A 25397-nucleotide genomic window follows, 5' to 3' on the forward strand; every position below is an offset into this window, starting at 1 on the left:
GGCTCAGTAACCACCGTTCTGAATCGGACGCAGCGGGTTGTCGCTCGGCATATCCCCTGGCGGCATCACGACGTTCCCCGGGGGAAACGCGGGCGGCGGAGCCGGCGCTTGAGCGGGTGCAGGAGCGGCCGCGGGGGCCTGAGCCTGAGCCTGAGCCTGAGTGCCTGCCTGTGCCGCATTCGCGTCTGGGGCCGCAGCGCTCTCAGCCCCGCTCTGCTCCGCTCCCGGAACCGCCACAGGGCCCGGCGGCGCCGCTGGCACGCTCGGCAGTGTCGAGAAACGGCCACCGTAGGGCGCGGGCGGAGGCGTGGTGCGCGGCGCCGGCGGCAGTTGGCCGAACGAACTGGTCGGCGGCACCGTGCCGGAACCCTGCGCAGCGGCTTGGGAATCGCGTGACGCCCCTGTCGTGCCGCCGCCGACACTGCCGGGCGCACGCACCGCGGGAACCGGCACCTGTTGAGCCGCCTCGGCCCCCACCGGATCGAGCCGCAACTGCTCCGCATGCACATTCACGTCGGTCCCCGACCACAGCTCTTGCGTATCGGCGTCGGCGGATTGCTGCGGACGCACGATATGCGGCGTAATCTGCAGCACGATTTCCGTCTTCAAGTGGTCGCCGTTGTGATTCGAGAACAGGCGCCCGAGCAAAGGCAACTGTCCAAGCCCCGGCACTTTGTCGGCGGTCACGCGGTCCTCATCCTGAATCAGGCCGCCGAGAATCTGGCTCTCGCCATCGCGCACCCGCAGACTCGTCGACGCACTGCGCGTGCCGATCTGATAGGCGAGCGAAGTGAGCCCCGTTGACGAGTTACTGCTGGAAATCGTCTTGGTGATGTTGCTGACTTCGAGGTTCAGCTTCATGCCCACGTCGCCGTCACGGTAGACCTGTGGCTCGACCTCGAGCTTGATGCCGACATCGAGGTACTGAATGGTCTGTGCGTAAGACGGCCCGCTCGTGCTCGGCGTGCTCGAACTCGAAATCACCGGTACCTTGTCGCCGATCAGAATCCGCGCCTTTTCCTTGTTGCGCGCGCGGATGCGCGGGCTCGCCAGCAGGTTGGCATCGACGTCGCTAAGCTTGAAGTTCGCTGTGGCCGACAGACCGCTGACGTTATATGCATTGAGCGGCAAATGACGCAACGCGCCCCACGTGTCCACGGTAGACGGCGTCGACATCGTAAATGTATTAGGCCACTCGATACCGAGGTCGGTCAGCCGGTCGTGGGACACCTCCAGAACCTTCACTTCCAGCATCACCTCGGGCTCCGGCAGATCCTGCGCCGCGATCATATCCTCGGCGACGCGAATCGTATCGGGCGTGCCCCGGATCGTGACGGTATTGGCGCGCTCGTCGACGACGACCTCCTTGATCTTCAACAGGCTTTTCAATAGCGACTGGACCTGCTTGGCTTCGACGTTCGACAACTGGAATGTGCGCACTTTCAGCTCCTGGTATTCGAGCTGCTTCGCAGCGGTAGCCGGGTAGATGAAAAGCGTGTTCGCGTTGAGCTGTTTCTTGTCGAGCTGGTTCTGCATCAGGATCATGTTGACCGTGTCCTGCAGCGACGCGTTGGTCACGAAGATCGTGGTCTTCAGATCGGCACGCACGTCCCGATCGAAGATCACGTTCAAGCCCGAGGTCCTCGACAACGCTTCAAACACCATCCGTACATTCGCGTCGCGGAACTGCAGCGTCACCGGTGTGCGCATGATCGACGAAGCGGCAATGTCCTCATCTTTCGCCGCACGTTGCTGCTGCCGTTTTTCGTCGATCTCCTGCGCCATCTGCTGCGCCATCGCATTGGTTGGGTTCTGGGCCAGCACGCGGTGAATGCGTTCGGAAGCCAACGTATATGAACCGCGCCGCATCATCCGGTCGGCCTCCTGCAGCGAGACCAGATCGCGGCGATCCCGATCGATCGCTGCGCCGATATTGCGCCCGCGTTCGCTGTTCGGATCGAGCTGGCTGGCCGCGTAGAGCTTCTGGATCGCGACATCGAATTGATAGCTCTGACGCAACTGGTCGGCTTCGTCGAGCAGCGCATTGACCTTATGATCGCGGTCGCGCAGATAGTTGAGCTGCAACTCGGCGTTGGTCGGATCGCTCTCACGGGTCGGCGCATGAATGCAGCCGCTGAAGGCAAGCATGGTTGCGATGCTCAGCAACGCGAGCCGCCCCGCGGCCCAATTGACCGTGGGACGCTGGTCGCCAGGCGATCTGGCAGCGGACAGATGTTTGCACGAGCCGCTGTCACCGTGGCGGCTCTCACCCCGGTTGCGTGCGGTTTTCATTTATTGTCCTTCGCTTGCGTGGTTAGTATCTGTCTCTCATTGAGAGGCAGATAAGTCAGCACGACGCCACTCTCCGAAATCGACTCGATGCGATACTGCTCGTCGATGACTTCACCCGGCGAAACGATCAGCAGGCGATCGCCGTTGCTGAGGAAAACCTGGGGTTTTGCCGCTTTGGCGTCGAGTTCGCCGAGGTAGGTAAACGGCACGGGCGGCGCGGTGGGCGGCGCAACGGGCTCCGGTGGCGCAGGGGCCACGACCACGGGCGGCGGTGGCGGCAGCCACGACGACGCGGCGAACGGATTGTTCGCCGATTCAAGCGAGAGTGGCGTACGGAGCGCGCGGAGTTTGTCGCGCGCTGTCGGTGCTGATTTCGCTGACCCGGTCGTTTTGACAGGAGTCGGCGAACTTGCTGCAATTGCCGAGCTCGCGGCGTTTGTCGCATTCGCCATGCTTGCCGGATGCGCTGCGTTCACTGTGCTCGCCACACTCGCGACATTCGGTGCACTTGCCACAGCCGGCGCAGCAGCCGGCACCGCACCAGCCGCACGCGCCGCCCCGTCGCGATGCAAGGCAACCATCCGCAGCGCAGCCCCGCTGCGAAGCGCGCCTGTCATCGCAGTCACGATCGTCGGCGTGCGCAGCACGGGTTTCAGCTCACGCAAAGCCATCCCTACCGCAGCGATCGCGCAGACCATCAGCAACATGCGGCCGACGAGATCGGGCTTCATGGCTGCGCTGCCCGATAGACGAGTTCGAAGCGCACCCGCGCATCCAGTACGTTGCCATCTACCGCGGGGCGCTCGACATGGATCTCGCGCAACGCCGCGTTCGGTACGTTATTGAGCACCGACGCCAGAAAACGCCGGATCGCACCATACTGATCCTTGACCGGCAGCAGCATCTGATAGCGCACAAAATGCGCGCTTGAATCGTTGGTCACGAGATACTCGGCCGAGCCGAGCGTCAGGTTGCTGTCGTGCGCCTGGGCGAGGATCGTCGCAATATCGTCGGCGCTCTGCGCGAAACCCGGGAACAGTTCGGGTAACGCATGAAGTGAAATCGCGTCGACAACCGCCGCACGCTCGGCGTCGGCATGACGCGCCTTGGCGGGGTGCGCAAGACGCTCGGAGTCGCGCAGCTCGTGCGAATCGACGTTTGCGTCGACTCGCATAGCCGCTACGGCGACCACCGCCGCCGCCCCCAGCAGCAATGCGCCGAGCAAGCCCGGCAGTCCGAGCGTGCGCCGCAGCTCGAAACGCCACGTGAGCAACCTGTCCTTCATCCGAGCGCCGTTCATGACTTTCTCCAGACGGCGGTGATCTGAAAGCGCACCGGCGTGCCAGGCACATTGGTTTCGATAACGTGATCGTTGAGCACGGCTTCGCGCAGCAGCACACTGTCCTGCAGATACCGGAGGTACGCGATCATCGCGTCGAAGTTCTTCGCTTCCGCCGTGATACGGATCTGGCTTTGCGCAGGACTCTGATCGATGCCTATCAGCGCGACGTCGTGGTCCGGATAGTCCTCGACGATCGACAGCAGGTCCTGCCACGGCACGGTCAGCTCGCGCAACACCGCGAGGCTCTGGTTCTCCGCGAGCCGCGTGGCCGGCGTCGGCGGCATCTTCGCGGAGTGCGATTCTGCAAACAGCCGGCGCCGCTGCGCGTCCTGTTGCGCTTGCACGCGGTCGCTTTCGTCGTAGGCGTGCCAGAGCCGTTCTCCACTCACCAGCAACAACAGGCTGGCGACACACAGCAGCACCATCCCCGCCGGAGCGCCTTCCAAGCGGCGGCGGCCAAAATCGATGTGAAGGCGGGGCATCATCGCGCGGCCTCCATCAAGCGATACGCGACCGGCTTGTCCATCGCCGGTTGCGCGACGCTCTGCGTCGCGCAAAAGCGCCCCTCGAATGGCGCAGGATCCAATTCGGCGCCGCACAGACATATTCTGCATTCCTCGCGTTTCCCGCTCGTTCGTCCGGCGAGACGCTCGAACGACTGTTCGGCGCGTGCGGCGATCCGCTCGGCGTCGCTGGCGTCGCCGGGAAAAATACGCTGCGAGTCATAGGCGACCCAACGGTTTTCCTCGAACAGCACAGCCTGCATCAGCGTGTCCGCGACGAACAACAGCAGCGCCGTGCCGGCACCGGCGGCGGCGTTCTGCACGCGATTGAGCAATTCTGGCAGGCATAGCTTGAGAGACCGGACGTCGACGCCCGCCGCCATCCCCGCATCGTGGATGCCGTCGTGCAGCGTGCAAGCGATGGCACTCGCGAAGACCGCATGGCCCCCGCGCTGCACCGAAAAGCGCACCTGCACGGACTCGGCCTCGATGCCATACAGATCAGAGAAGTGAGCGAGCACGATCTGGTTGGTTTCGCTTGCGCTCAGTGTGCGGAAGTCGCCTCGCAAGATGGCGTGGCTCGCCCAGAAATCGTCCAGCATGATGTGCGCCTGGCGTTTGACCAATACCGTGCGCGCCGTCTGCCCGGCGTTGGCGGCAAATGCAATGTTCAACGCGTCGAGCACGCCTCTTTCGGTGAAGCACTGCTCATCGGGAATGGCAACGCTCGTGGGTTCCGCAAGCGCTGCGGCCTGACGGCGCGCAACCCTCCAGCGCGGCGCCGTCGCCGCCATGACCAGTTCGCGTGTACCGACGCCGATGGCGAGCGGACTATTCAACCATGGTGACACGGTTGATCTCCTCGAGTGTGGTTTCGCCCTGCTTCACGAGCGAGAGCGCGGCCGTGCGCATGGTCTGCATTCCATAGCGCAGTGCGGCTGCCTTGATGTGCCCAAGTGGCGCGCGCTCCGATAACAATTGCCGCAACTCGTCGTTCATGCGCAGCGTTTCCGCGACCGCGCGCCGCCCGCGATAGCCGCTGCCACGGCAAGCCGCGCAGCCAGCGCCGTGGCGAAAGCGGTAGCTGCCCACGTTGTCCGGATCGATGCCGGAACGGGCCAATGTGTCTCGATCGACCGTGTCGTCCACCACGCAGTCGGCACAGCACTGACGCAACAGCCGCTGCGCAATCACGCCATTGAGGGCCGACACGAAGCTGTACGGATCGACGTCCATGTTCGTGAAGCGGCCTATCACGTCGAACACGTTGTTCGCGTGCACCGTCGTGAACACCTGGTGTCCGGTCAACGCAGCCTGCACGGCGATTTGCGCGGTTTCAGGATCGCGGATTTCACCGACCATGATCTTGTCCGGATCGTGCCGCAGGATCGATCTCAATCCGCGGGCGAACGTCAGTCCCTTCGCTTCATTCACCGGTATCTGCAGGATGTCCCCCAGTTGATATTCGACTGGATCCTCGATCGTGACGATCTTTTCCAGGCCGTCGTTGATCTCGGTGAGAATCGCGTACAACGTCGTCGTTTTGCCGCTGCCCGTCGGCCCCGTCACCAGCAGCATTCCGTAGGGCATGGACGCCACCGAGCGCATGAAGCGCGTATCGTCGCTACGAAATCCCAGTGTTTCGAGTGTCAATCCGCCCGGCGCCTGCGAAAGCTGATAACGGTCGAGAATGCGCAGGACCGCATCTTCGCCGAACTGGTTCGGCATGATCGACACGCGAAAGTCGATTTCGCGGCCCGCGTACACCGCCTTGAAGCGACCGTCCTGCGGCACGCGGCGCTCCGCGATGTCGAGTTCGGAGATGACCTTCACGCGCGACAGCACCTGGTCCGCGACATCGCGTCCCTCGGCACGGCCGACCACGGTCAGCACGCCATCCACCCGGCACTTGATCTTCAGCCCGTTTGCACGGCATTCGAGATGGATGTCGCTCGCCATCATCTTCAACGCGTCGTAGATGGTGGAGTTGAGCAGACGCACCACGGCGCTGTCGTCGCTGCTGATGCCCTGCAACGTCAGCGCGAGCGAAGCGGGATCGGCGGTGTGCTGCACCTCATCGTCGAGGGCGAGCGAATCCATCGCGCGCACGTCTTTTTCGCGCATGGCGAGCCACGCGGTGAGGTCACCAACGCTCGCCAGCGCCCAGCTATACCGCGAAGTGGGCCGCGCACGCATCCGGTGCTCCATCACGCCGCGCGTGCGAGCGTCGAGCGGATCGGCGATCACGAACAGCAGCGCGCCGTTCCGATCCGGCTCGCGAAAGCACACGCACAGCCGGGTGGTGGCTTCGACGAACGGCAGTACCTCGAAATCCGCTTCCAGCCGGTTCAATTCCTGCATGCCGATCGACTTCATGCGGAACTGCCCGGCGAGCCGAATCACCATTTCGTCGGCGCTTAGCGACGCCTGCACCATCAACTCTTCCAGTGCGCGAATGCCCGAGCCGTGCCTGTCGCTGAGCGCGCGCAGCGCGTCACGCAATTCAACGCCCTGAGATCGCGGTGCCTCGCTGATCGTATCCATGCGTTTCCCCTCGACACGGCCTACTGGATGCTCGACGCAATTTCAAAGATCGGCATGTACATCAACACGACAATCCCTCCGATCACCACGCCGATGAAAATCATCATCGCCGGCTCGATCAGTCGCGAAATCAGATCGATCGTGCGCGACACTTGCGCTTCCTGGAATGCGGCGATTCTGTCGAGAACAGGACCCAGGCCACCGGTCTTCTCAGCGACGGTCAGCAAGCGATAGGTAATCGCGTTGGCGAGACCCGCTTGCTGGAACGCGTCGGAGATCCTCGCGCCATTGCGTACCTGCTGCATGGCACTTTCCACGGCCGTCTGATCGGCCCGGCTCACCAGTCCACTGGCGAGTGTGAAGGCACGCGTGGCGGGAATGCCGCCTTCGACCAGCATCGCTGTAGTGCGAAAAAACTGCGACTGGCGAAACACGCGGAAGTGCAGACCAATACCCGGCAATGCGAGCAGGCGATCCGCGATCCAGTTGCGCGCCGCGACCCGGCGCAGCGCGACGCCGACCGTCACCGCCACCACGGCGAGGCCCACCGTGATGGCCATTCCGTGGGCATGCACCATGCCGCCCCAGGCCATCAGCAACTGTGAGAGCAGCGGCAGCTCGCGTCCGCTATGCTCGAGCAGGGTTGCAAAGCGCGGCACGACGAAACCCAGCAGAAACAGCACGACGGCCGCGCCTACGAGCAGTAGCACGGATGGATAGATCGCGGCCGATACCACGCGGCCGCGCAGTTCGTGAAGCAGCGCACTGTTGCGTGAATAGCGCGTCAGACTGTCGGCAAGACCGCCGGTCTGTTCACTCGCTTTCACGCACGCCACGAGGATAGGGGGAAACACGCGGCTTGCATGCTCGAGCGCCGCGGACAGCGAGTGCCCTTCTTCGAGCTGCCGCAGCAGATCGCCATAGACCTCCGCCGACGCCTCGCGGCGCTCATTGCCGCGTAGCGTGCGCAATGCGTCGATCACGCCGACGCCGGCATCGAGCAATGCCGCGAGTTCGCGCGCGAACAGGTCGACGTTGAATTTCGCGCCCGGCATCGCGCTCCAGCCAGACCGGCGCTGACCTCGCGCTTGCGCACGTACCGACACCACGCGCAATCCCCTTGCGCGCGCGAGCGCTATCGCGGCTGCGGACGAATCGCAGTCGACGCGAAGCGTCTGCACTGAACCGCTGGTATCGAAGCCGCGCAGCAGGTACTTCACGTCGATTCTCCTCGCTGAGAGCCCCACTACCAGGACGTGACGTTCGTGTTCTCACCGGTGCCGCCGACCTTGCCGTCCTTACCGAGCGAGTACAGGTCGTAGTCGCCATGCTCGCCGGGCGAGCGGTAATGGTAGGGGCGACCCCACGGATCCGGCGGCACCGCTTTCTGCAGATACGGGCCACTCCAGTTCGTTGCGTCCTGAGGTTTGGTCATCAGCGCCTGAAGGCCTTCTTCGGTCGTCGGATAGACGCCCATGTCGAGCCTGTATTGATCGAGCGCCTTGCTCAACGAGTCGATCTGGGCCCGCGCGATCTTGGTGTTCGACTTGCCAACCTGTTCGAAATAGCGCGGCGCGACCAGCCCCGCGAGCAAGCCGATGATGACCATGACCACGAGCAGTTCGAGCAGCGTGAAACCGCCGTTGCGCCGACGTGCATCGCCAATGCGTGGAGGGAGCGTCACGCTGCTGCGCATGGCGGCCCTGATCGGGATAGATTCGTTGCGCACGGTGCCCCCTTTCTGTCGACCCATCGGCCCGATAACACCAGAGCCGTTTTGCTCATTCTTGTTCAGGTGGACACCGGCAAGAAGTAGGGAGACCAGACCAAAGGGATGGGTAAAGACCCTCCAGTTCCCGCGTCCTTCACAGGAAGCGATCGAGCGCGCGTGCCGGTTTCGACAACGGCAGCACACCCATGTCGAGCGCGATCAGCACGAGGCCGGTGACGTTCGTCACGTCGAGCTTGCGCATCAGGCTCGCGCGGTGCTTTTCGATGGTCTTCGGGCTGAGTTGCAGATACTCGCCGACCTGCCGATTGGTGCAGCCTTCCGCGACAAGCCTCAGCACCGCGCGTTCGCGAGCGGTCAAGGTGCGCCATAGCTGCGCATGGCGCGAAACGCCTGGCAGCGGATCGCACGATACGCCGTTCCCGGCATGCTGTTCGAACGCGGGGTTGCGTTTGCCCTCCATCACGAGGCGCATTTCGCCGACGAGTTCTTCGAACGAGGCGTCCTTGATCACGTAGCCATCGGCGCCCGCCGCGAACGCCTCCTGCACGTGTTCGTCGCTGCTGTGGATCGTCAGCGCGATGATCCGCACCTGCGGCATCCGATACTTGATCACGGCAATGGCCTCGATGCCGCTCATGCCAGGCATCGAGAGATCCATCAGGATCAGATCGGGCCGGATGGCCCAGGCGAGACTGCACGCGTTGATACCGTCGGTCGCCTCGCCCGCGACGGTGTAGTCAGGCAGGGAGGACACCATCGTACGGAGACCGCCGCGCAGCAGATGCTGATCCTCGGCGATCAGTACGTGATAAGTCGTCGCCACTTTGCTCGCTCCTGGCGGCCCCCATGACTAGTTCGAGGCGACGACGTCGTGGTAAGCACTCAGCAGTTCGGCCGGCGTTGCGAGACCGTCCAGACGCAGCCACGGCTTGCCGGGTGCCGCGCGGAAAAAGACCACGGCGGTGTGATTCATCTTGTCGCCACGATAGACGTTGAACGCGCGTTGAGCCGCGATACTGGCCTCGACGGTGCCAGTGTAGTGCTGCCACTCGGGGCCGGCATCGAAGCGGGCGGCGTAGGCCTTCAGGCGGGCTGTCGTGTCCTCTTCGGGATCGATCGAGATCGACACGAGATGAACCTTGTCACGGTCGGCGCCGAGCCTCGCTTGCAATTCCTCGAAGGTTTGACTGACCATTGGGCATATCGTCGTGCAACTCGTGTAGATGAACGTCAGGATGACCGGACGGCCGTCGTTCAGCTCGTCGGGGAGCGAAACAGCTTTGCCGTCGTCGCGAACCAGCGTCACTGCGGGCAGTGTGTATTGCACACTCGAGCGCACCGTGCCCGTGGTCATGTCATGGTGGTGATGCATGTGCATCGCGGTGTCGTGGGCCATCTTCCCGGCAGGCGCCGGCTGCATGTCCGTCGCCTGATGATGTTGCACCTCGATCGCGGCGCCATCGGCGACGTCTTCGGCAGGCGCGGCCACGGCGCCGACGCCTGTCAGCCCTGCGCCGGTCAGCACCAGCGCGCCGATCATCCATGTGCGGTTCGTCTTCATCGGGGTCTCCTGAGACAATGGAATGGCAATGGCGCGATGCAAGAAGCACAGCGGCGCACCCGGCCGTTCAATTCAGTCTCATGAAATCGCCCGCGCACGTCATTGGATAAAGTCCCCCAAAGCGCGGTAGGGTACGTCTACCAGCGGTAACATCCACCCCGCATAAAGCGGAGTGTCCCCCGCGTGACGTGCGTAGTTGTCCTGTTGGCAGAGCGACGTGCGCGGACCTACAATTTCATAACCGATGCTTAAAGTTTCCTTAAGCAAACTCGCTGGGGAGATCCCATGCAGGCACCTCCGCCCGCTGCACGGCAACTGAGGTTGCGCGACCTTGTCGATGCGATGCGCAAGCTTGGGATTGCGGCGCGACTCGACGAAACGCGACTGGACAACGTCACTGACGCGCGCGGCGCCGCGCTTGCGATCTTGTCGGCGCATGGCGCGTTTCTGTCGGTGAACCGCAGCGCCGCAGCGTTGCTCGGATACGCGAACGGCGAACTCGTCGGCCGCTCGCTGCTGGACATAGCGCCCGAGGGCGAACGCGCATCGCTCGCCGCCCAGCTATCGGTCGATCCCGCTCACGACTTTGCTCCGATCACCACGATGCTGACCTTGCGCAATGGCCGTCCCACCTTGCTGTTACTGCACCGCCAAGCGATCGCGTCCGACGAGGCGCAGCAGAAACCGCCCGATGGGCAAGCCGCGCAACTGATGCTCTTCGAGGAACCCCTTGCAGCCGATGCCTCGCTGGCGCCTGGCGTCCATCTCCCCAAAGCGGCGGCCCGCGATCGGCTGAAGTATCTGATGATCGGTCAGCAACGCGAGCGTCAACGCCTCGCCGCCGAACTGCACGACGGTCTAGGCCAGGCGCTCACGCTGATCAAGCTGATGGTCGAGGACTCGCGCATGCGCCTGCGTCGCGGACAAGCCGAAGACGCCGCGCAAAAGCTCGACGCCACCGTCCTGCAAGTGCGCGAGGCGATCGGCGAGATGCGACAGATTTGCGGCGAACTTCGTCCGCTAGCACTCGACCGGCTGGGTCTCGCCGTCGCGTTGAACACGCTGTGCCGGCGCGTCGAGCGCAGTGCCGAAGGCCTGGCGGTGAACTTCCGCTGCGACGTCGACGACCGCGATGTGCCCGACTACCTGAAGGCGGACATTTTCCGCCTCGCTCAGGAGGCGCTCAATAACATCGTCAAGCATGCAGCGGCAACCGAGATCCGGCTCACCCTGCAACGGATCGACACCGGTCTGCTGCTCACCGTTCAGGACAACGGCACCGGCTACGATACGCGCCCCCTGTCACCTGAAGACATTGGTTCGATGGGCCTCGGCCTCGCCGGCATGCAACACCGTGTCGAATCGCAGGGTGGCTTTCTCTCGATCCACTCTTCCGACGCCATCGGCACACTCGTATCGGCGAGTTGGACGCTTTGACGGAAACCGCCGGCTCGCCCACGTGCGCTGCCCTCATCCGGCTGCTGGTCCACTGAGCCTCGACGCAGGCAGTTCCTCGACATCGCCGGGTGCCGCTGGCGGCTCCGGGTGCGCAACCGGCGGCTGGACTGGCTTGTCGGAATCGCGTTCCGCGCATTTGGTCGCGAGCGAAGTCAACAGCCCCATGCTGATCGCGACCAGCACGAGTTCCGTCAGATTCTCGATGGCGAGCTTGTGCATCACGCTCGCCCGATACTTCTCGATCGTCTTCGGGCTGAGGTTTAGATATTCTCCGACCTGCCGGTTGGTACGCCCTTCAGCAATCAGCTTCAGCACACTGCGCTCGCGCGCCGTGAGAATGTCCCACGCGTTCTTCGGCGCCACTGCTTCGCGGCCGGTAATGAAAGAATCGACCATGTAGCCGTACACATCGGCGCTCAGATGCTTTTTTCCCTGCATCACCGCGCGCATCGCAACAATCAGTTCGTCGAACGAAACATCTTTCAGCACATAACCGTCGACGCCCGCACGCAGCGCTTCACGCACGTACTCTTCGTTTTGATGCACGGTGAGCGCCAGGATACGCACGTGAGGCGAACGGCGCTTGATCGCCGCGCTCGCGTCGATGCCGTTCATGCCGCGCATCGACAGATCCATCAGGATCAGATCAGGATTGAGTGCCATGGCGAACTGGCAGGCTTGCTTGCCGTCCGTCGCCTCTCCGACAACAGGGAATTCGCCTTGTGCTGACAGCATCGAGCACAATCCTTTTCGCAGCAGATCATGATCCTCGCTGACCAGGACGCGATATTTGGTATTCACGATCCCCAACTCCTCGTTAGAGCATGGACGGTTGATTTATCAACCGTAAGCGCCTGTGGCAGGACGATTTTTCTTCTTTCAAATATTTCTTTCTGATTCCTTGGATATTTCTTTCCAAGAAATTAATATACCCTTACTTGGACTTGACACATTTTCTTGACCACGTCCTATTGGCTGTGCGGCCTTGCTGTGCAAGGTTCGCGCCATCTGGCTCAGGACCTTTTCCAGATTCGGGAAGCACCTCGGAACTTTAAGTTTGATTAACCAAGTTGGCGAAAAACGTTTCAAAACAGATACGTTGGACGGAAAAACTGATTTTGGTAAAAATAGGAATAAAGCGGGTCCTTCCTGGGTTTCGTGCATGGGAGGCAGTACAAACTCCGCCATCCGTCCCTATCGGAACTATTTTCCTTCCTTGAAGCGAATGACGAACAGTAGCCAAGCCTGACGGATCTCACGATTCGTTACAGACGTAACATTTCTGCAATTCAGAAAATATCCTACTCGACGCACCTCCAAAAGTAGGAGGGTGCCCCATTGCTCAGGTCCTTTTGCGCGACTCACAATGACGACGCGGAGGGATGTCGAACATGCGCAAGCGCTCTTCTTTGCTGTCGGCGAGTACGCTTCGGGCGGTCATGATGACCCTCGGCATGACATCAACTGGGCTCGCGCATGCGGACATCTTTGGCGCGGTCGACAGCCAAGGTGCGATCGTCCTGACCAATACACCGGGCACGGCGGGACTGCGCGTGATCGTCGCGGGAGACCCGCCGCCCGAGCGAAGTGCGAAACGTACAAACAGCACATTCAGCGCCGTGATCGAAGAAGCAAGCCGCACCTTTCGCGTGGCGCCCGAACTGCTGCGCGCGGTGATCGACGTCGAGTCGCGCTACAACCCGAATGCCGTATCGGACAAAGGTGCCCAAGGTCTCATGCAGTTGATGCCCGACACCGCGCGGCGCTTTTCGGGCGGCAACATGTTCAATCCGCGCGACAACGTGCTGGCAGGCGCGCGCTATCTACGCTTCCTGCTCGATCTCTTCCAGGACGACATGGAACTTGCGCTGGCCGCGTACAACGCGGGCGAGAACGCCGTGATTCGGGCCGGCTATCGCATCCCTTCGATCCCCGAGACGCGTCAGTATGTGCCGCGCGTGCTGGACCGCTACCGGCGTCTGCTGACGGTCAGCGGCTGATGCGCGCCGGCGGCGCTGTCATGCCGCCCTGCCCGGCTGCTATGGCACGATCCACGCGCTATCGGCAACGACACGCGTGTTTCCGGGTTGCGCAAAGCGAACGAGATAACCGCCCTTCGACGCAAAGCGCTGACCCGGCGCGAGCGTCAGGCGCGGATAGTAGCCCGTCAGGATCCGATGGTCGAGCATGTCATCGACGCGTTCTACCAGGTAGTCTCTGACGAACGCATCGACCATGTGACTGAGGGTCTCGGCGAGCAGCCCGCACGCGAGATAGGTGTCCGCCTGAACGCGCTCGTCGACGACCTGAATATGCCTGATCGCGAACCAGCCGAACGCGTAATCGACACGCACGCGTCGTCCCTCGGGCAGGTCGACCGGATAGGCGATACGCGCGGCGTCGCGCCAGCTTTGCGGCAAGGGTATGCGGTCCAGGCCACCCATCAGTCCCGACACAAAGACCTGAGTCGAAGCGGGCGGCTTGCCTGCGACCGCCGCGATATCAGGTGGCCGCAGCCACAGCACCAGCGCATCCGTTCCACGCGCACCGCGAAGCGCTTCGGCAACGCTATCGCCCGGCGCGAGCCTGTGGCTCGATACGCTCACGCCGTGGTCCTTCAGCGCGCTCGCGAGCGCAAGCGCCGCCGCCTCGCCGCTGTCGCTCGCGCGATACAGCTGGCGTACGGTCTTCACCATGCCAGCCGGTGAGCCGCTATTCGCGTCGAGAATACGCTTCGCGATCAGCCCGGCCTCGAGCAGAACGCCCTTCGAGAAATACATCGAGTAAAAGTCCTGGTCGGTCTCGACTGGCACGTCGACGTTGGGAAAGAGGCACGGCACCGCTTCCTGCTCGCAGAAGTCGTGAACGGGCGCCCAGTTCTTGCCGCCGATTCCCGACAACACCGCAAATACGGGTTGCTGCGTCAGATACGTTTTCAACTGCTCGTGCCAGGTCTCGGGTGGGCCGTGCAGTTCCCACACATGCAACTCCCAGCGTCGGTTGACCATGAACATCATCTTGCGCGAGGTGCGCAGCGGCGGCGTTGCGCCGAGCGGCGAAGCGTTCTTGTCGGCGAAATAGTGTTCCAGCACGTCGAGCATGCCGCGCCGTTTCACCGGATCCGCGTCCGGTGTGATGATCGTCGCGAAGTGCAGCACGGTATCCGTGACGCCCGGCGCCCTGCGCCGGTCGAGCCGCTTCAGATAGCCGATCAACGCCGCCATGTCCGCGTCGTTCAGCGCGAACTGCGGCATCAGATTGCTGAGTGGCTTGCCCTCGGAGTCGACGCCCTCGCGGATCGCACGGGCGATCGTCGCGTCCGTGTACGGCTCGCGATTGGCCCGCATGCCGTCGACGTAGGGTATCTCCAGTTCCTCGGGATTCTGAACCCGCGGGTGGAACAGATACTGCCCGCTGATCGGTGGAATGGTGCTGTTGCCTTCGCGCGCGCCGAGCCCGCTGCGCCGGTGGCAATTCATGCATGCGACGGCGGCGCCTTGCATGCGCACGCCGCCATCGTGGCTCGCTTGAACCGCTTCCCCGGACCCGGCAATGCCGCGCTGGTAGATCGACTCGCCGGCATCGATGGGAGGCGCGCCGCGCGCTTGTTGCACGCCGGCCAGCAGCAGCGCGGCAAGCGCGGCCGCTACCCCAAAGAATCCGGCGCGGCGCATGTCTAAGGAACCGGCCGGACCGGCGAGCCGCTCGCCGGCGAAGTATCGGCGCCGATCGCGACGGAAGCGTGCCGCCCCTGCCAAACAGGTTTGGCGAACGTCAATCTGTCGAGGGGCGGATTGAGCGTGACCTTGTCGATCACCAGCCGGTCTTTCCTATCCGTCCCGACCGGGCCGCTTTCGATGACGAACGGAATCCGCACGCCATCCACGTCCCCGAAGTCGCGATACATCACCTCGACGATCGCGGGCTGGCCCGAAGGACCGCGCGCCTCGCGGTCGGACTTCACATCGAGGAAATTCTGCGCGTCGACCCACACGTGGCGCGTCGCACCGGAGGGCAAGCGCAGCGACAGACGATAGGTATCGCGTCCTTCGACCTTGTCGGTGCCTTCGAGTGCGACGTCGATGCCCTTCGCGGCGTGATCGAGCAACGGGCCGTCGATGACCTGCGCGTCGCGCGCGAACTTCACTTCATCGCTCGTATAGGGGCGCACATCCGGACCGCCGCTTCCCGACGGGCGCACTTTCCAGCCTTCCTTGCCGTCGAATACGTGCACGATCGTCTGATTGGCCGCCGTGACCTCGAAGCGAGTAAGGTCGGGACGTTTCAACGTGAGCATGAACGGCAGATTCGACGCGGGCGCATTCGGACTGTCCACGTGCCCGACCCACTCCATCGACATGACCTTTCGCCAGGCATCCGCGCCGCCGCGAGCCTCGGCGTTCCTCGCGACGATTTCCTCCGTGCCAAGACTTTCGTCCGACCTCGCGGCCGGCATTTGCGCCAGCACGAGCGCGGCGGCGATCGCCACAAGCAACCACCACCAGGCAATCCGTTTCATGACCTTCTCCCGGTGTGCTGCCGTCGCTAGCGAGCCGGCACCTTGACCATGGCGAGTTGCGGCTTGGCGAACAGCGAATCGTCGGCGGCCTGATTCACCGTCACGTGCTGAATCGTCATCTGATGGGTCTGCTTCACGCCCGCGACTATTGTCTCGAGCGTATGCGGCACGACCAGGCCGTTTTCCGCGTGGTAATCGCGGAAGTAGACGGCGACGTTGTGCATGCGCCCGTCGAGCTTGCGCGGGTCGCCATCCATTTTCAGCTCGAGAAAGTTCGTCGCGTCGATCCACACATGACGCTCGGTGTGATCTTTCGTCGTCAGCAAGAGCCTGTAGGCGCGGTGGCCCTCCACGGTATCCATGCCCTGCACCGCGACCTGGCTGCCCTTGCTCGCGTAGTCGATCAGCGGGCCGTCGAGATCGGCGGTGTTCGCGGCCGATTTCGCCTCGGCAGACGTATAAGGCTCGGCGTCATTGCGTCCGAGGAAAGGCCGGACTTTCCAGCCTTGCGAACCGTCGTAGACCTGATACGCGGTCTGATTGTCGAAACGAAGTTCAAAGCGGCTCTTGTGCGGCCGCTTCATCGTCATCGTGAACGGCAGCTTGACTGGTTTGGTGCCGCCCACGTCGATCTGTCCTGTCATCGTTATCGTGTTGACGGCCTGCCACGCCTTCAGACCGCCGCGCGCAGCGACGTTGCGCTCCACGATCTGCGCCGCGCTCAGGTCGGCCGCCGACGCCGCGGCCGGCATCAGGGCCGCGGCCAGCAAGGCCGCCATCGGCACCGTCATCGAAAACAACCGCTTCATGGCTCACCCCTCCCTTTGTTCGCGGATCGCTGGCGCGATCATTCGACCACCAGTCCATCGATATGAAACGTGCCGATCAGCACGTTGACGCGATCGCCTGCCCTGATCAGGTTGCCTTTGTTGGAGAACACCACCCAGTATTGCTGGCCGACCTCCTGCGGACCGGTCTGCCGAAGCTGGCCGATCGTGTCCATCACCGGCACTTCGAGCAATGCATGACTTCTCTCGCCGTACAGATACGGCGTCGAGTTCTTGTCGCCGAGCAACTGCGCGACCGCCGGGTCGGTGACGCGATAGCTGAAGCGCAACAGATTGCCGGAGGCGGTGCGCCGCACGCTCAGGTTGTCGACGCCATGCATCATTTGATACAGCTGCTGCGCGTGCTGCGGCACTTTCACCGGCATATACGGCGACGCCTTTGGCGAAGTCGCGGCCGCCGCCGGGTTCTGCTGCGCCGCGGCTGCATCCAGCATGACCGCGGCCAGACAGACACCCGATAGAACCAACGCGGCTCGCCACGCCGGAGACGATGGGTGTTTCATGGCAAGAGTCCCCCGGGACCGAACGGCAGCAAGCTTCCTGTCACCAGCCCGGCGAGACCGGCATTATTACCATTGCTCGGCAACTCGACCGCGCCTATATCGACCTTCCCAGCCTGCGGGCGCGGTGTGCCGAAGAAGTCGTGGTTCGGCGCACCAACCGCCGTGGCTGCGTTGACGGCCGGCGAATTCGACTGGATCGCATAGTCGCCGAGCGGCACGCCGTAGCCGGCTCCCTTCGTAATCGTGGCGTTGGACAGCGACAGCGGCCCGTACGACATGTTGATCCAGTTGTTGCCTTCATCCGGCGTGGCCGACGGCAGCAGGCTGAAGAGCGGATTCGGCAGCACCGTGTCGGCAATCCCCGGAGGCACCGCGAAGCCGTTCCCGCCAGCTTCAGGCGGCACACGCGAGCCGTTGCAGTACTGGCTGACCACGTCCGGATTCGTGCCGATGTTGTTCGCGTGCGGGTAATCGGTGGCATCGGTCAGGATCGAATACTGCGGGGCCAGCGTCACCCCCGACTCGTGCGTCGCGGGCGACCCATCGCCATACCCGCCGATGTCCCAATACTTCGCATTCGGATCGCAATATCCGGTCTTCTGGCCCTTCTGGTTCAGCGTCGGGTTCAGTGTGACCGTGTTCTGCAAGCCCGGAATGTTCGGATTGAGTCCAGCCACGGTGATATAGAAGGAGCGGTTTTGCCAGAACACGTTGTTCGTCAGCACCGGGTCGGAGAACGTCTGGCAGTCCGTCACGTTGCCAGGACACTTCAGGTTTTTCGAGCTCGCGAACGCACTGATGAAGTTCGCCGTATGCCGCGCGACCTCGAGACCTGCCGGCTGGAACGTCGACGTCGTGATCGGGCTGCAGGTCGTTTCGGCGCCCACCGTCGTGCAGTTCGGCGGCCCGACGTTCGCCTGTGCAGCCAGCGCCGTGTTGAACAGCACGCCGGCCGACGAGGTCGAATCGTTCGAGATCACCGTGTTATTGATGAATTTCACCGCCACCGCGTCCTGCAGCGACACGCCTCCGCCCGCCCAGCCCGCCACGTTGTTCGCGATGATGTTGTTGATGACGGTAACGTCGTTCCACGATTTGCTGTCACTCGGACTGCGCTGCACGTCCGTGCCGTTGATGTTCTGCAAGCGCAGACCGCCGCCTTTACCGCTTTCCGCGGTATTGCCGACAATCAGGTTGCCGTCGATCACGAGGCCCGGACCGACGCCATCGGAAAGCTGCGGCGCGCAGTCGATGTCGACCGTCGAGTTTTCACAGAAGGTGCCGTCCGGCGGCACGCCCTGGGCGATGATGCCGCCGCCGTACGTCGGCAACGTCGGGTTGTTGCTCTGGTTGAAGATCACCCAGTTGTGCGAGATGTCGCCGTTGTAGCTGAACCCGAAGTGAGCGATGCCGCCGCCGTCGCCGCTGCTGATATTGCCGCACACAAAGTTGTAGTTGAAGTGATAGTTGTCGGCGCCCGAGCAGAACGTCACGCCGGCCGCGGACGAAGGCGTCGTCGAGTTGATTTCATCGCCATACGACGCGTTCGAGGTCACCGCGTTGTGGTGCACGTTCACGAATGTGTTGTACCCGAACGGCAACTCCGTGACGCCGTTCGCCGAGATCGTGCCGTCCGGCACTTCGACCTGGCCGACCGTGATGCCGCCCGTGAGCGTACCGGCGTTGCTCGACACGCGGTTGTTCGACACCTCCGTGTAGTGGTTCCAGCCGTGCAGGAAGATCCCGCCGCCGCCTTGCGAACTATTCGTGAAGGTCATGCCGTCCACCCGCGACGGATTGCACAGGAAGTTGCTGGGGTTCTGAGCACAATCCGTTTTACTGCTGGTGAGCGGCGTGCAGATGCCGTTCGCCGTGCAGTTCGGATCTGCCTGCCGCACGCCGCCTACGGTCACGTCGGCCACGCCCTTGCCAAGCACCGTGATGGCGGCGCCTTCGTAGGCTCCCATCAGCGTGGGTTCGATCAGCAGTTCACCGAGATTGCCGTTGAGCGTGTTGTCCCAGCCTATCGTCGGTTCCAGCGGAATCGCATCCACTTGCCGTTGCATCGTGCTGCTGCACGAGTACGTGCCGGTCGGGTCGTACGAGTTACTGGAACTGATCAGGCCACCGTTGAGCGCCACGCCGAACAGGCAGTCGACCTGCCTGCGCCACGGGTCCATCTTGCCGGACGGGTGGGGATTCGCGTTGACCGTCACGGAGCTCGCGCCGACGCCTTGCAAACGAACCGGCTTCCACATCAACAGCATCTCCTTGTAGACGCCGGGGCCGACGATGATCATGTCGCCCGGGGTTGCTTTGTCGATGGCAGTCTGGATGGCGTTGCTCGTGCCGTTCTCGCCAGCTACATACGTAGGTGCCTTACCGCCGATCGTGACAGTGACGGTATCGATCGACTTCTTGCCGTTGCCGGCCGTGATCACCAGTTCACCGCAGCTCGTCGCCGCGGTTACGCCCATCTGCTGGATCGTGCAGCTCGACTGCGCCGGGCTCAGGTTCGGCACCGTCACCGTGATCTGCATGTCGCTCCACGAGGTCACCGTCGCGGCGGCACCGCCGATCGTGACCGTGCCAGTGCCCTGCGCGGCCCCGAAGCCATAGTGGCGCGTGACGAACTTCTGGTTGAACGGCGCCGTGGTCGCAGCCGGTCCGGTATAGGCATGGTTGACTACGGTCTGATCGCCGAGCGCTTTGATCGTCAGCGTACGGCCGGCCGCACTGACCCACGGACCTGCCCCGCCGCCGCTCGAGTCGCCGGTCACCGTCGAGATGGCGGGAGTTCCGTCTGGATACGCGCAGTCAGGCTGGTTGTAGCCATCCGCGAAGGCCTGGACCGGCACGACCGGGGTATCCATGTACTGCGTCTGACCGGGCATGAACGGAATCTCGTAGCAGAACTGGCTGTACGCCGGGTTAAAGAGCGGGTCGCGTATCGTCTGGCCGGGGTGCGCCGGATCGGGCTTGTCGGGATCGTTCATGCAGGCCACCATCATGTTCGGCGAGTAACCCGTCGGGTTCGGCGGATTCACTTCCCACGTCGAATATTGCAGCCCGTTGAAGATGCCCCACTGATCCGCATACACACGCGACACTTCATTGCCGGCGAAGTCCTTCAGCGAAACCGGCACGTTCGGCACCGCGAACTTTTCGCCGAACTGCGGCGAGTACGGGTCGAACTCCGACGAGAAGTCATCCAGCATGAAGCCCGTGAAGTGAGCGGCGACGTGCGTGGAGCTGAACACCCAGAACTTCACGACCGCCGACATCTGGTTGGTCAGCGTGACCTCCTTGCGGTCGCACAGGTGCCGGGACGCGCCCGCGAATGGTGCGACTTCCTGCGAACCCGGGAACAGGCTGATGAAGTCGGGCACGATCCGCAGCGCACCGACGCACGGCCAGGACGGTTGAATGACGCCCGTAACCTCTTCGTTGCGAGTCTGCATGCCGAGATCCGTGGTCGGGTTCTGCGCATTGTTGGCGTTGTAGCTCGAATTCACCGCCGCCTGGTCGGGCAGGATGAAGATGTTGCCGAGACTGCCGAACTGTTGCGTCACCGGCGCGATGTAGTTGTCGCCGATCAGGATGTTCTTGTCCTCCTCCTTCACGAGTTCATAACCCGGCGGCACGATGACTTCGACCACGTACTTGCCCGCGGGCAGCATCTTCGTGCCGTCGCCGGACGGATTCGCCACGCAGATCGTGCAGTTCGTGCCGGTCGGCTTGCCGGTGGTCGTGTGGCGGCCCGTCACGCTCGGGAACTGGTACATCCCGTCATACGGCGCGGGCTGCAACTGGTTGAACGCGTGCATGCCGTCATAGCACTTGAATTGCGAGTCGTACGGCAACGGGCGCTCGGGATCGAGCCACTGCTTCGAGCCTTTCAGCGTGAAGAAGAACGGGTCCGTGGTTTCCTGGCCCGGACAGTTCATGTTCGGCACACCGTCCGAGCGGAAGCCCTGCGCCCACTCGTCCCAACTACTCGTCTTGGTCGTATCCACGAGCGCGAGGCTCTGGGTGCCGTCCGCGGCAACGCTCTCCTGATAGAGGTTCACCGTGACGTTCGGCACATTCGGCGTCCAGCTATTGTGAGAGAGTTGGGCCGGGTCGTCGAACGGCCGTGTCGACGCATAGACCACTTCGCCACGAATGCCGCCATTCTCGGTCGGGCCGAACGGCGTCTTGCCGAATTCGAGGAACGAGCTCTGACCGGAGAAGCCTTGCCAGCCCATGGTCGTCACCCATGGCGGATCGATCCGTCCCGTCGATGGATTGGTGCCTGAGCGATCGTTGCAGTCCGCGTCGTTGCAATACACCGAGCCGGGGAAGCGCAGCTTGGTCGGCAGGTGTGCCGTCGCGGATTCCTTCGTATTGGCGTAGTGAGCCGCAATGGTCGAGGTACCGCCGCCAGGTGTGCCATCAGGCGGGCCGCCCGCGTCGTAGACCGCATGGACGCCGGTCTGCTTGTAGCGCGTCGTATCGGCCTCGGCGATGTACCAGTTGAACAGCGGGAATACTTCGTTAAACGACGCATATCCGTTCATGTCGGTGGTCAGGAAATTCGAAAAGCTGCCGTCGCGGAACCGGATCGTGGTTGGCACGAGCGCGAGACCGGGCTTGCTGGCATCCGACACGCCATTGCCATTGGTGTCGAGGAAGGTTCGCGTGTACAGATTGGTGTGCCATTGAAGCACCGACAGCTCGCCGACGTTCGCCGTCTGCCCCCCCTTCACCGCGACGGCCGTCGCCAGCCCGTCGACGATCTGATCGTTCCACTGATCGAACACCGTGATTCTGTAGGTGCCATCGGGCAAGCCGCTGATGCTGAACGAGCCGTCGGCCGCGCACTTGGTGAAGGCGACATCCTCGCCGTCCGGATCGCCGACGCTCACGTAGCACTGCGTGAAGCTGAGCGAGTTGCGCGAGCCGGCGCCGTAGAGGTTTTCGTTAGGCGGCCGGCTGTAGTGCAGGTTGGTGATCTGGCCTTTGATGCCGTTGTTGCAGGTCACGCCCTTGCAAAGAAGCGGCAGTCGCGCATTGATGATCTTCGGATTGGCAAAGCCGATCGTCACGTGAAAACCCGCCGGCCCGAATTCCTGGAAGTACGCCGGGCCGCCGACTTTGATGAACGCATCGTGCGCTTTCTGGCCGTCGAGCGTGTTGGTCTGCAGCCATTCTTCGCCGCGTGCGATGCGGTCGGCCGCAGGGTACGCGGCCACACCGAAGCGCCCCGGCATCAGATTGGCGATGATCGCCTGACCCACCAGCGGTGACAGCGTCTTGCCGTCGGACTCGTATTTCGGGCATGTCGGGATCATGCCGACGATGCCGTCACTTGACGTCTTCGAGATCGGGCAAGCGTCGAGACCGGTGGCCGGGTCCTTCATTCCCGCCAGCGAGTTGGACAGCGGATTGTTGAACATGTCATAGGTCATCTGTCCGGTCGCATCGCCCGTGCCGCCCGCGTCGTCGAAGAGCTTGATTTCGAAGCCGCCGAGGCCCGGTTCGCGCGCCGTGCCGAATGCATCCGTACCGCCGCTCACGTCCACTTCACCGTTGACCGGCGCGTCATCTTCAAACACGAACACCGAGATTTTCGCGGTCTGCAGCGGGGTCTGTTGCAACAGCACGTTCACTGCCGTTTGCGCTGCTGCGATCGGCGCGCCGCCCATTGCGTGACCGCATTTGCCGGTACCGGGCGCGAAGTCCGCGCCGCCCGGACCGGAGGGGCAGTCCTTCGAGATGTCGAATTGCCGTGGCTTACCGTTCGACCCCGTTACCGGCGCGCCGGAGCCTTGCGCGAACGTGTTGCCCGCGTCGCCTGGCAGGATCGAAATGTAATAGTGCTTCGTTGGATCGAGCGCGACTTGCGACGGATCGACCGCAGTCTGTTGCGCGGCGGTCGTGCGGCATGCTCCGTCGCCGACGTCGCACACGGCCGGCACATGCGAGTTGGTGGCCGGATCGAAAACCGTCTGCCCCGATTCGCACGCTATGGTTCCCACGCAGCCCGCCGCGACGACCGGCATGTAGCTGGTATGGAAACTGGTGCCGAGACTCGGCACCGGCAGCGGCGGGCAGGTAGGCGGACGCCCGGCGCCGTTCACCTGGCAGGCAGGATCGATCTGGAACGTGCGGTCCTCTTCGATGATCCACCGATAGTCGTTGAGCGCTATGCCGGTCGGCGCGTCCTTCACCGCCACTTTCAGTCCGCTGCCGCCCTTGAACGTCACGGTGACCTTCGCCGGTGAGCTAGCCGTGTTCTGCGAATTGACCGCCTTGTAGCGGAACGTGACCTTGGCCGTCGCGTTGCCCACCGGCGGCGTCGACGGGACGGCGTTGAACGAACCATCGGCGTTCAGCGTGACGGTGCCGCCCGGGTCTGTGCTCGTCAGGACCGCGGTGAGCGGCAGGCCAGACGGGTCCGTGTCGTTGGCGAGCACGCCCGGAGCGCCGATGTGCAGGAGCGAAGCGACATTGCTGGTGTACGTGTCGTCGTTTGCAACGGGTCCGTCGGACAGGCAATGAGCCTTTTCCGTGCAGGCCGCCAGCGTCACGGTTGCCGTCAGCTTGGGATTGCCGTTCGCCTGATAGACGAAGCTGTCCGTCGTCGTGCCGCTGTTCGGCACATACGTGAAGGTGCCGTTCTGATTCAGCGTGAGCACGCCGCCTTTCGGCGGGGTCTTGACCTGCACGCCGGAGACGCCCACATCGTTGGCGATCACGCCGCGGGCGGGATCCGTCACGCTCAAGGTCTTGCCGGGCACGAGGTAATACAGGTCGGGGTTGGCCTTGGCGCCTGTGTTGGCAGCCGCCGACAGCGACGTTGCGCCGCCGTTCACGCTGATGTACCCCTGCATGCCGCCATCGCGTTGATTATTGGTGGACAGGCTCAGCTGGCGATCGAACACAGGCAACGCGGGTGCGCCCGTTGCAGGCGCATTCATCAGCACGTCATAGGTTTTGCCGGCAGCGAGGAACACCTCCGACTGAACCCGCAGATTGCCCGGCAATACGTTGCCGTCTTCCGCCAGCAGCGAGAAGCCGGACACCGGGGGGGTGCCGGTTTGCGCGCCCACCACCGACGGCACGTGCATGCGCAGCCCGGCATTGACGAAGCGCAGCAGCACGAGCCCCGTCGAGGCCGGCGCGGCAGCCGCAAAGCTCGAAGCGGACGCGTTGGTGCGGTCGAACGCGATGCCGTTGATCAGGTAATAGCGCGGGTCGTAGTTCACCGCCGGCGGATAGCAGGTGCCAAACGTGGATGACGACGGATTGCCGCAACCGCCTGGCTGACCGGACCAGACTGTGGTCTCGCTGAAGCCGGACGTCGTCACCGCCGAGGCCACGGCGGCGTTCTGCACCGGATCGATTTCGCTCAACACGAGCGGCACGTCCGCGTCATAGCTGACGCCGGGATAGGCCAGCGCGCGCGTCGAGCCATTGGCCGGCGTTCTGACCACCAGTACGCCATACAGGCCCATCGGCCCCTGAATGGACGGATGCGTACCCGACTCGATCAGGTAAGTGCCGGGGCTGAGATTGTTCCAGGTCAGGGAGGTCGTCTTGCCATGCGTCACTTCGTTGGCGAACGACTGCACCCGCGGCGGCTGGGCGGGTGGCGTGAAACTCGCGCCGCTCGCGCTGCTGGAGATCGGCCAGGTGGTCGCGGTTTGCGTCGCATGCACCGGGCTTGCCGTGCTCGTCGCTGTCGTGCCTTGGCCGACACCGAGTTGGCCGACCACGACAAGCGAAGTCGGTATCGAGCCCGGCAGACTGTTCGTGAGATTGATGGTCAGCGAGCCGGGCGGCACCGTGATCACGACAGGCGACCAGTTTGCGCCCGCGCCCGCATTCGACGCCGCGCATGTAGCGGGCGCCGTCGCCGCCGCTGAACAGGCGTAACCCCACATCGGTACGACCTGTCCGTCGGGAAGCGCAATCGTCGAGGCCTGCGCCGTCAGACTGACACTTTGCGCGAAGGCCATGCCGCTCGCCGTGAGCAGGATCGTTGCGGCGACGCCCGCCTTGATCAGACCGAGGAGCGTCCCTCTGAACTGGGTGGATCTCATCGCGTTTC

18 protein-coding genes are annotated in these 25397 nt (G+C 63.3%); 2 read left to right on the plus strand and 16 right to left on the minus strand.

What is annotated here, in order from left to right; all coding sequences use genetic code 11:
* Positions 1-3: 3 nt before the first annotated feature.
* From AB4Y34_RS24460 to AB4Y34_RS24505, 10 genes are all read right to left on the minus strand, one after another.
* Entirely contained in the window at positions 4-2292 is a 2289-nt protein-coding gene (locus AB4Y34_RS24460; RefSeq protein WP_368717466.1) for a secretin N-terminal domain-containing protein, read from the minus strand.
* Positions 2289-3023 (minus strand): hypothetical protein, encoded by a 735-nt coding sequence (locus AB4Y34_RS24465; RefSeq protein WP_368717467.1) that lies wholly within the window; start codon positions 3021-3023, stop codon positions 2289-2291. Before AB4Y34_RS24465 ends, AB4Y34_RS24460 begins: the two co-directional genes overlap by 4 nt.
* On the minus strand, positions 3020-3592 hold the full coding sequence (locus AB4Y34_RS24470) for a hypothetical protein (protein WP_368717468.1): 573 nt from the start codon (positions 3590-3592) through the stop codon (positions 3020-3022). The genes AB4Y34_RS24465 and AB4Y34_RS24470 overlap by 4 nt, the downstream gene beginning before the upstream one ends.
* Positions 3589-4119, minus strand: a complete 531-nt coding sequence (locus AB4Y34_RS24475; RefSeq protein WP_368717469.1) for a PilN domain-containing protein — start codon at positions 4117-4119, stop codon at positions 3589-3591. The genes AB4Y34_RS24470 and AB4Y34_RS24475 overlap by 4 nt, the downstream gene beginning before the upstream one ends.
* A complete protein-coding gene (locus AB4Y34_RS24480) occupies positions 4116-4988 on the minus strand; it encodes a hypothetical protein (RefSeq protein ID WP_368717470.1) in 873 nt (290 codons plus the stop codon). The genes AB4Y34_RS24475 and AB4Y34_RS24480 overlap by 4 nt, the downstream gene beginning before the upstream one ends.
* Positions 4969-6681, minus strand: a complete 1713-nt coding sequence (locus AB4Y34_RS24485) for a GspE/PulE family protein (protein ID WP_368717471.1) — start codon at positions 6679-6681, stop codon at positions 4969-4971. The genes AB4Y34_RS24480 and AB4Y34_RS24485 overlap by 20 nt, the downstream gene beginning before the upstream one ends.
* 20 nt (positions 6682-6701) lie before the next feature.
* Positions 6702-7901 carry a type II secretion system F family protein gene (locus AB4Y34_RS24490; RefSeq protein ID WP_368717472.1) on the minus strand — a complete coding sequence of 400 codons (1200 nt, stop codon included), beginning with the start codon at positions 7899-7901 and terminating at the stop codon, positions 6702-6704.
* 26 nt (positions 7902-7927) lie between these two features.
* Positions 7928-8377: a type II secretion system major pseudopilin GspG gene (gene gspG / locus AB4Y34_RS24495; RefSeq protein ID WP_176378121.1), complete on the minus strand. Its 450-nt coding sequence runs from the start codon at positions 8375-8377 to the stop codon at positions 7928-7930.
* A gap of 169 nt (positions 8378-8546) precedes the next feature.
* Entirely contained in the window at positions 8547-9236 is a 690-nt protein-coding gene (locus AB4Y34_RS24500) for a response regulator (protein WP_368717473.1), read from the minus strand.
* A gap of 27 nt (positions 9237-9263) precedes the next feature.
* A complete protein-coding gene (locus AB4Y34_RS24505) occupies positions 9264-9974 on the minus strand; it encodes an SCO family protein (RefSeq protein ID WP_176377716.1) in 711 nt (236 codons plus the stop codon).
* A gap of 285 nt (positions 9975-10259) precedes the next feature.
* Between AB4Y34_RS24505 and AB4Y34_RS24510 the strand changes: the two genes are divergently transcribed.
* Entirely contained in the window at positions 10260-11411 is a 1152-nt protein-coding gene (locus tag AB4Y34_RS24510; protein WP_368717474.1) for a histidine kinase, read from the plus strand.
* A 33-nt stretch (positions 11412-11444) separates the two neighbouring features.
* Here the strand turns inward: AB4Y34_RS24510 and AB4Y34_RS24515 are convergent, their stop codons facing one another.
* Complete coding sequence (locus tag AB4Y34_RS24515) at positions 11445-12233, minus strand: response regulator transcription factor (RefSeq protein WP_176108491.1); 789 nt, start codon at positions 12231-12233, stop codon at positions 11445-11447.
* Positions 12234-12874: 641 nt separating this feature from the next.
* On the opposite strand from AB4Y34_RS24515, the gene AB4Y34_RS24520 reads away from it, so the two are divergent.
* Positions 12875-13432, plus strand: coding sequence for a lytic transglycosylase domain-containing protein (locus AB4Y34_RS24520; protein WP_246392187.1), 558 nt, complete (start codon positions 12875-12877; stop codon positions 13430-13432).
* Positions 13433-13471: 39 nt separating this feature from the next.
* Here AB4Y34_RS24520 and AB4Y34_RS24525 read toward each other — a convergent pair whose 3' ends face one another.
* The 5 genes from AB4Y34_RS24525 to AB4Y34_RS24545 are packed head-to-tail and all read right to left on the minus strand — an operon-like array spanning position 13472 to position 25389.
* On the minus strand, positions 13472-15106 hold the full coding sequence (locus AB4Y34_RS24525; protein WP_368717475.1) for a cytochrome c: 1635 nt from the start codon (positions 15104-15106) through the stop codon (positions 13472-13474).
* Positions 15107-15108: 2 nt separating this feature from the next.
* Positions 15109-15951 carry a hypothetical protein gene (locus AB4Y34_RS24530; RefSeq protein WP_368717476.1) on the minus strand — a complete coding sequence of 281 codons (843 nt, stop codon included), beginning with the start codon at positions 15949-15951 and terminating at the stop codon, positions 15109-15111.
* A gap of 26 nt (positions 15952-15977) precedes the next feature.
* Complete coding sequence (locus AB4Y34_RS24535) at positions 15978-16760, minus strand: outer membrane lipoprotein-sorting protein (protein ID WP_176377711.1); 783 nt, start codon at positions 16758-16760, stop codon at positions 15978-15980.
* A gap of 38 nt (positions 16761-16798) precedes the next feature.
* A complete protein-coding gene (locus tag AB4Y34_RS24540; protein WP_176377710.1) occupies positions 16799-17302 on the minus strand; it encodes a hypothetical protein in 504 nt (167 codons plus the stop codon).
* Complete coding sequence (locus AB4Y34_RS24545) at positions 17299-25389, minus strand: Ig-like domain-containing protein (protein ID WP_368717477.1); 8091 nt, start codon at positions 25387-25389, stop codon at positions 17299-17301. Before AB4Y34_RS24545 ends, AB4Y34_RS24540 begins: the two co-directional genes overlap by 4 nt.
* Positions 25390-25397: the final 8 nt, after the last annotated feature.

This window comes from Paraburkholderia sp. BR10954, from assembly GCF_040965775.1.
Classification (GTDB): Bacteria; Pseudomonadota; Gammaproteobacteria; order Burkholderiales; family Burkholderiaceae; genus Paraburkholderia; species Paraburkholderia youngii.

What these genes read in the sequence shown, in the direction of transcription:
- AB4Y34_RS24545 (WP_368717477.1), bottom strand. Translation starts at nt 25,389, where the DNA reads ATGAGATCCACCCAGTTCAGAGGGACGCTCCTCGGTCTGATCAAGGCG.
- AB4Y34_RS24475 (WP_368717469.1), bottom strand. Translation starts at nt 4,119, where the DNA reads ATGATGCCCCGCCTTCACATCGATTTTGGCCGCCGCCGCTTGGAAGGC.
- gspG (WP_176378121.1), bottom strand. Translation starts at nt 8,377, where the DNA reads ATGCGCAGCAGCGTGACGCTCCCTCCACGCATTGGCGATGCACGTCGG.
- AB4Y34_RS24505 (WP_176377716.1), bottom strand. Translation starts at nt 9,974, where the DNA reads ATGAAGACGAACCGCACATGGATGATCGGCGCGCTGGTGCTGACCGGC.
- AB4Y34_RS24465 (WP_368717467.1), bottom strand. Translation starts at nt 3,023, where the DNA reads ATGAAGCCCGATCTCGTCGGCCGCATGTTGCTGATGGTCTGCGCGATC.
- AB4Y34_RS24525 (WP_368717475.1), bottom strand. Translation starts at nt 15,106, where the DNA reads ATGCGCCGCGCCGGATTCTTTGGGGTAGCGGCCGCGCTTGCCGCGCTG.
- AB4Y34_RS24520 (WP_246392187.1), top strand. Translation starts at nt 12,875, where the DNA reads ATGACCCTCGGCATGACATCAACTGGGCTCGCGCATGCGGACATCTTT.
- AB4Y34_RS24460 (WP_368717466.1), bottom strand. Translation starts at nt 2,292, where the DNA reads ATGAAAACCGCACGCAACCGGGGTGAGAGCCGCCACGGTGACAGCGGC.
- AB4Y34_RS24510 (WP_368717474.1), top strand. Translation starts at nt 10,260, where the DNA reads ATGCAGGCACCTCCGCCCGCTGCACGGCAACTGAGGTTGCGCGACCTT.
- AB4Y34_RS24470 (WP_368717468.1), bottom strand. Translation starts at nt 3,592, where the DNA reads ATGAACGGCGCTCGGATGAAGGACAGGTTGCTCACGTGGCGTTTCGAG.
- AB4Y34_RS24485 (WP_368717471.1), bottom strand. Translation starts at nt 6,681, where the DNA reads ATGGATACGATCAGCGAGGCACCGCGATCTCAGGGCGTTGAATTGCGT.
- AB4Y34_RS24530 (WP_368717476.1), bottom strand. Translation starts at nt 15,951, where the DNA reads ATGAAACGGATTGCCTGGTGGTGGTTGCTTGTGGCGATCGCCGCCGCG.
- AB4Y34_RS24540 (WP_176377710.1), bottom strand. Translation starts at nt 17,302, where the DNA reads ATGAAACACCCATCGTCTCCGGCGTGGCGAGCCGCGTTGGTTCTATCG.
- AB4Y34_RS24535 (WP_176377711.1), bottom strand. Translation starts at nt 16,760, where the DNA reads ATGAAGCGGTTGTTTTCGATGACGGTGCCGATGGCGGCCTTGCTGGCC.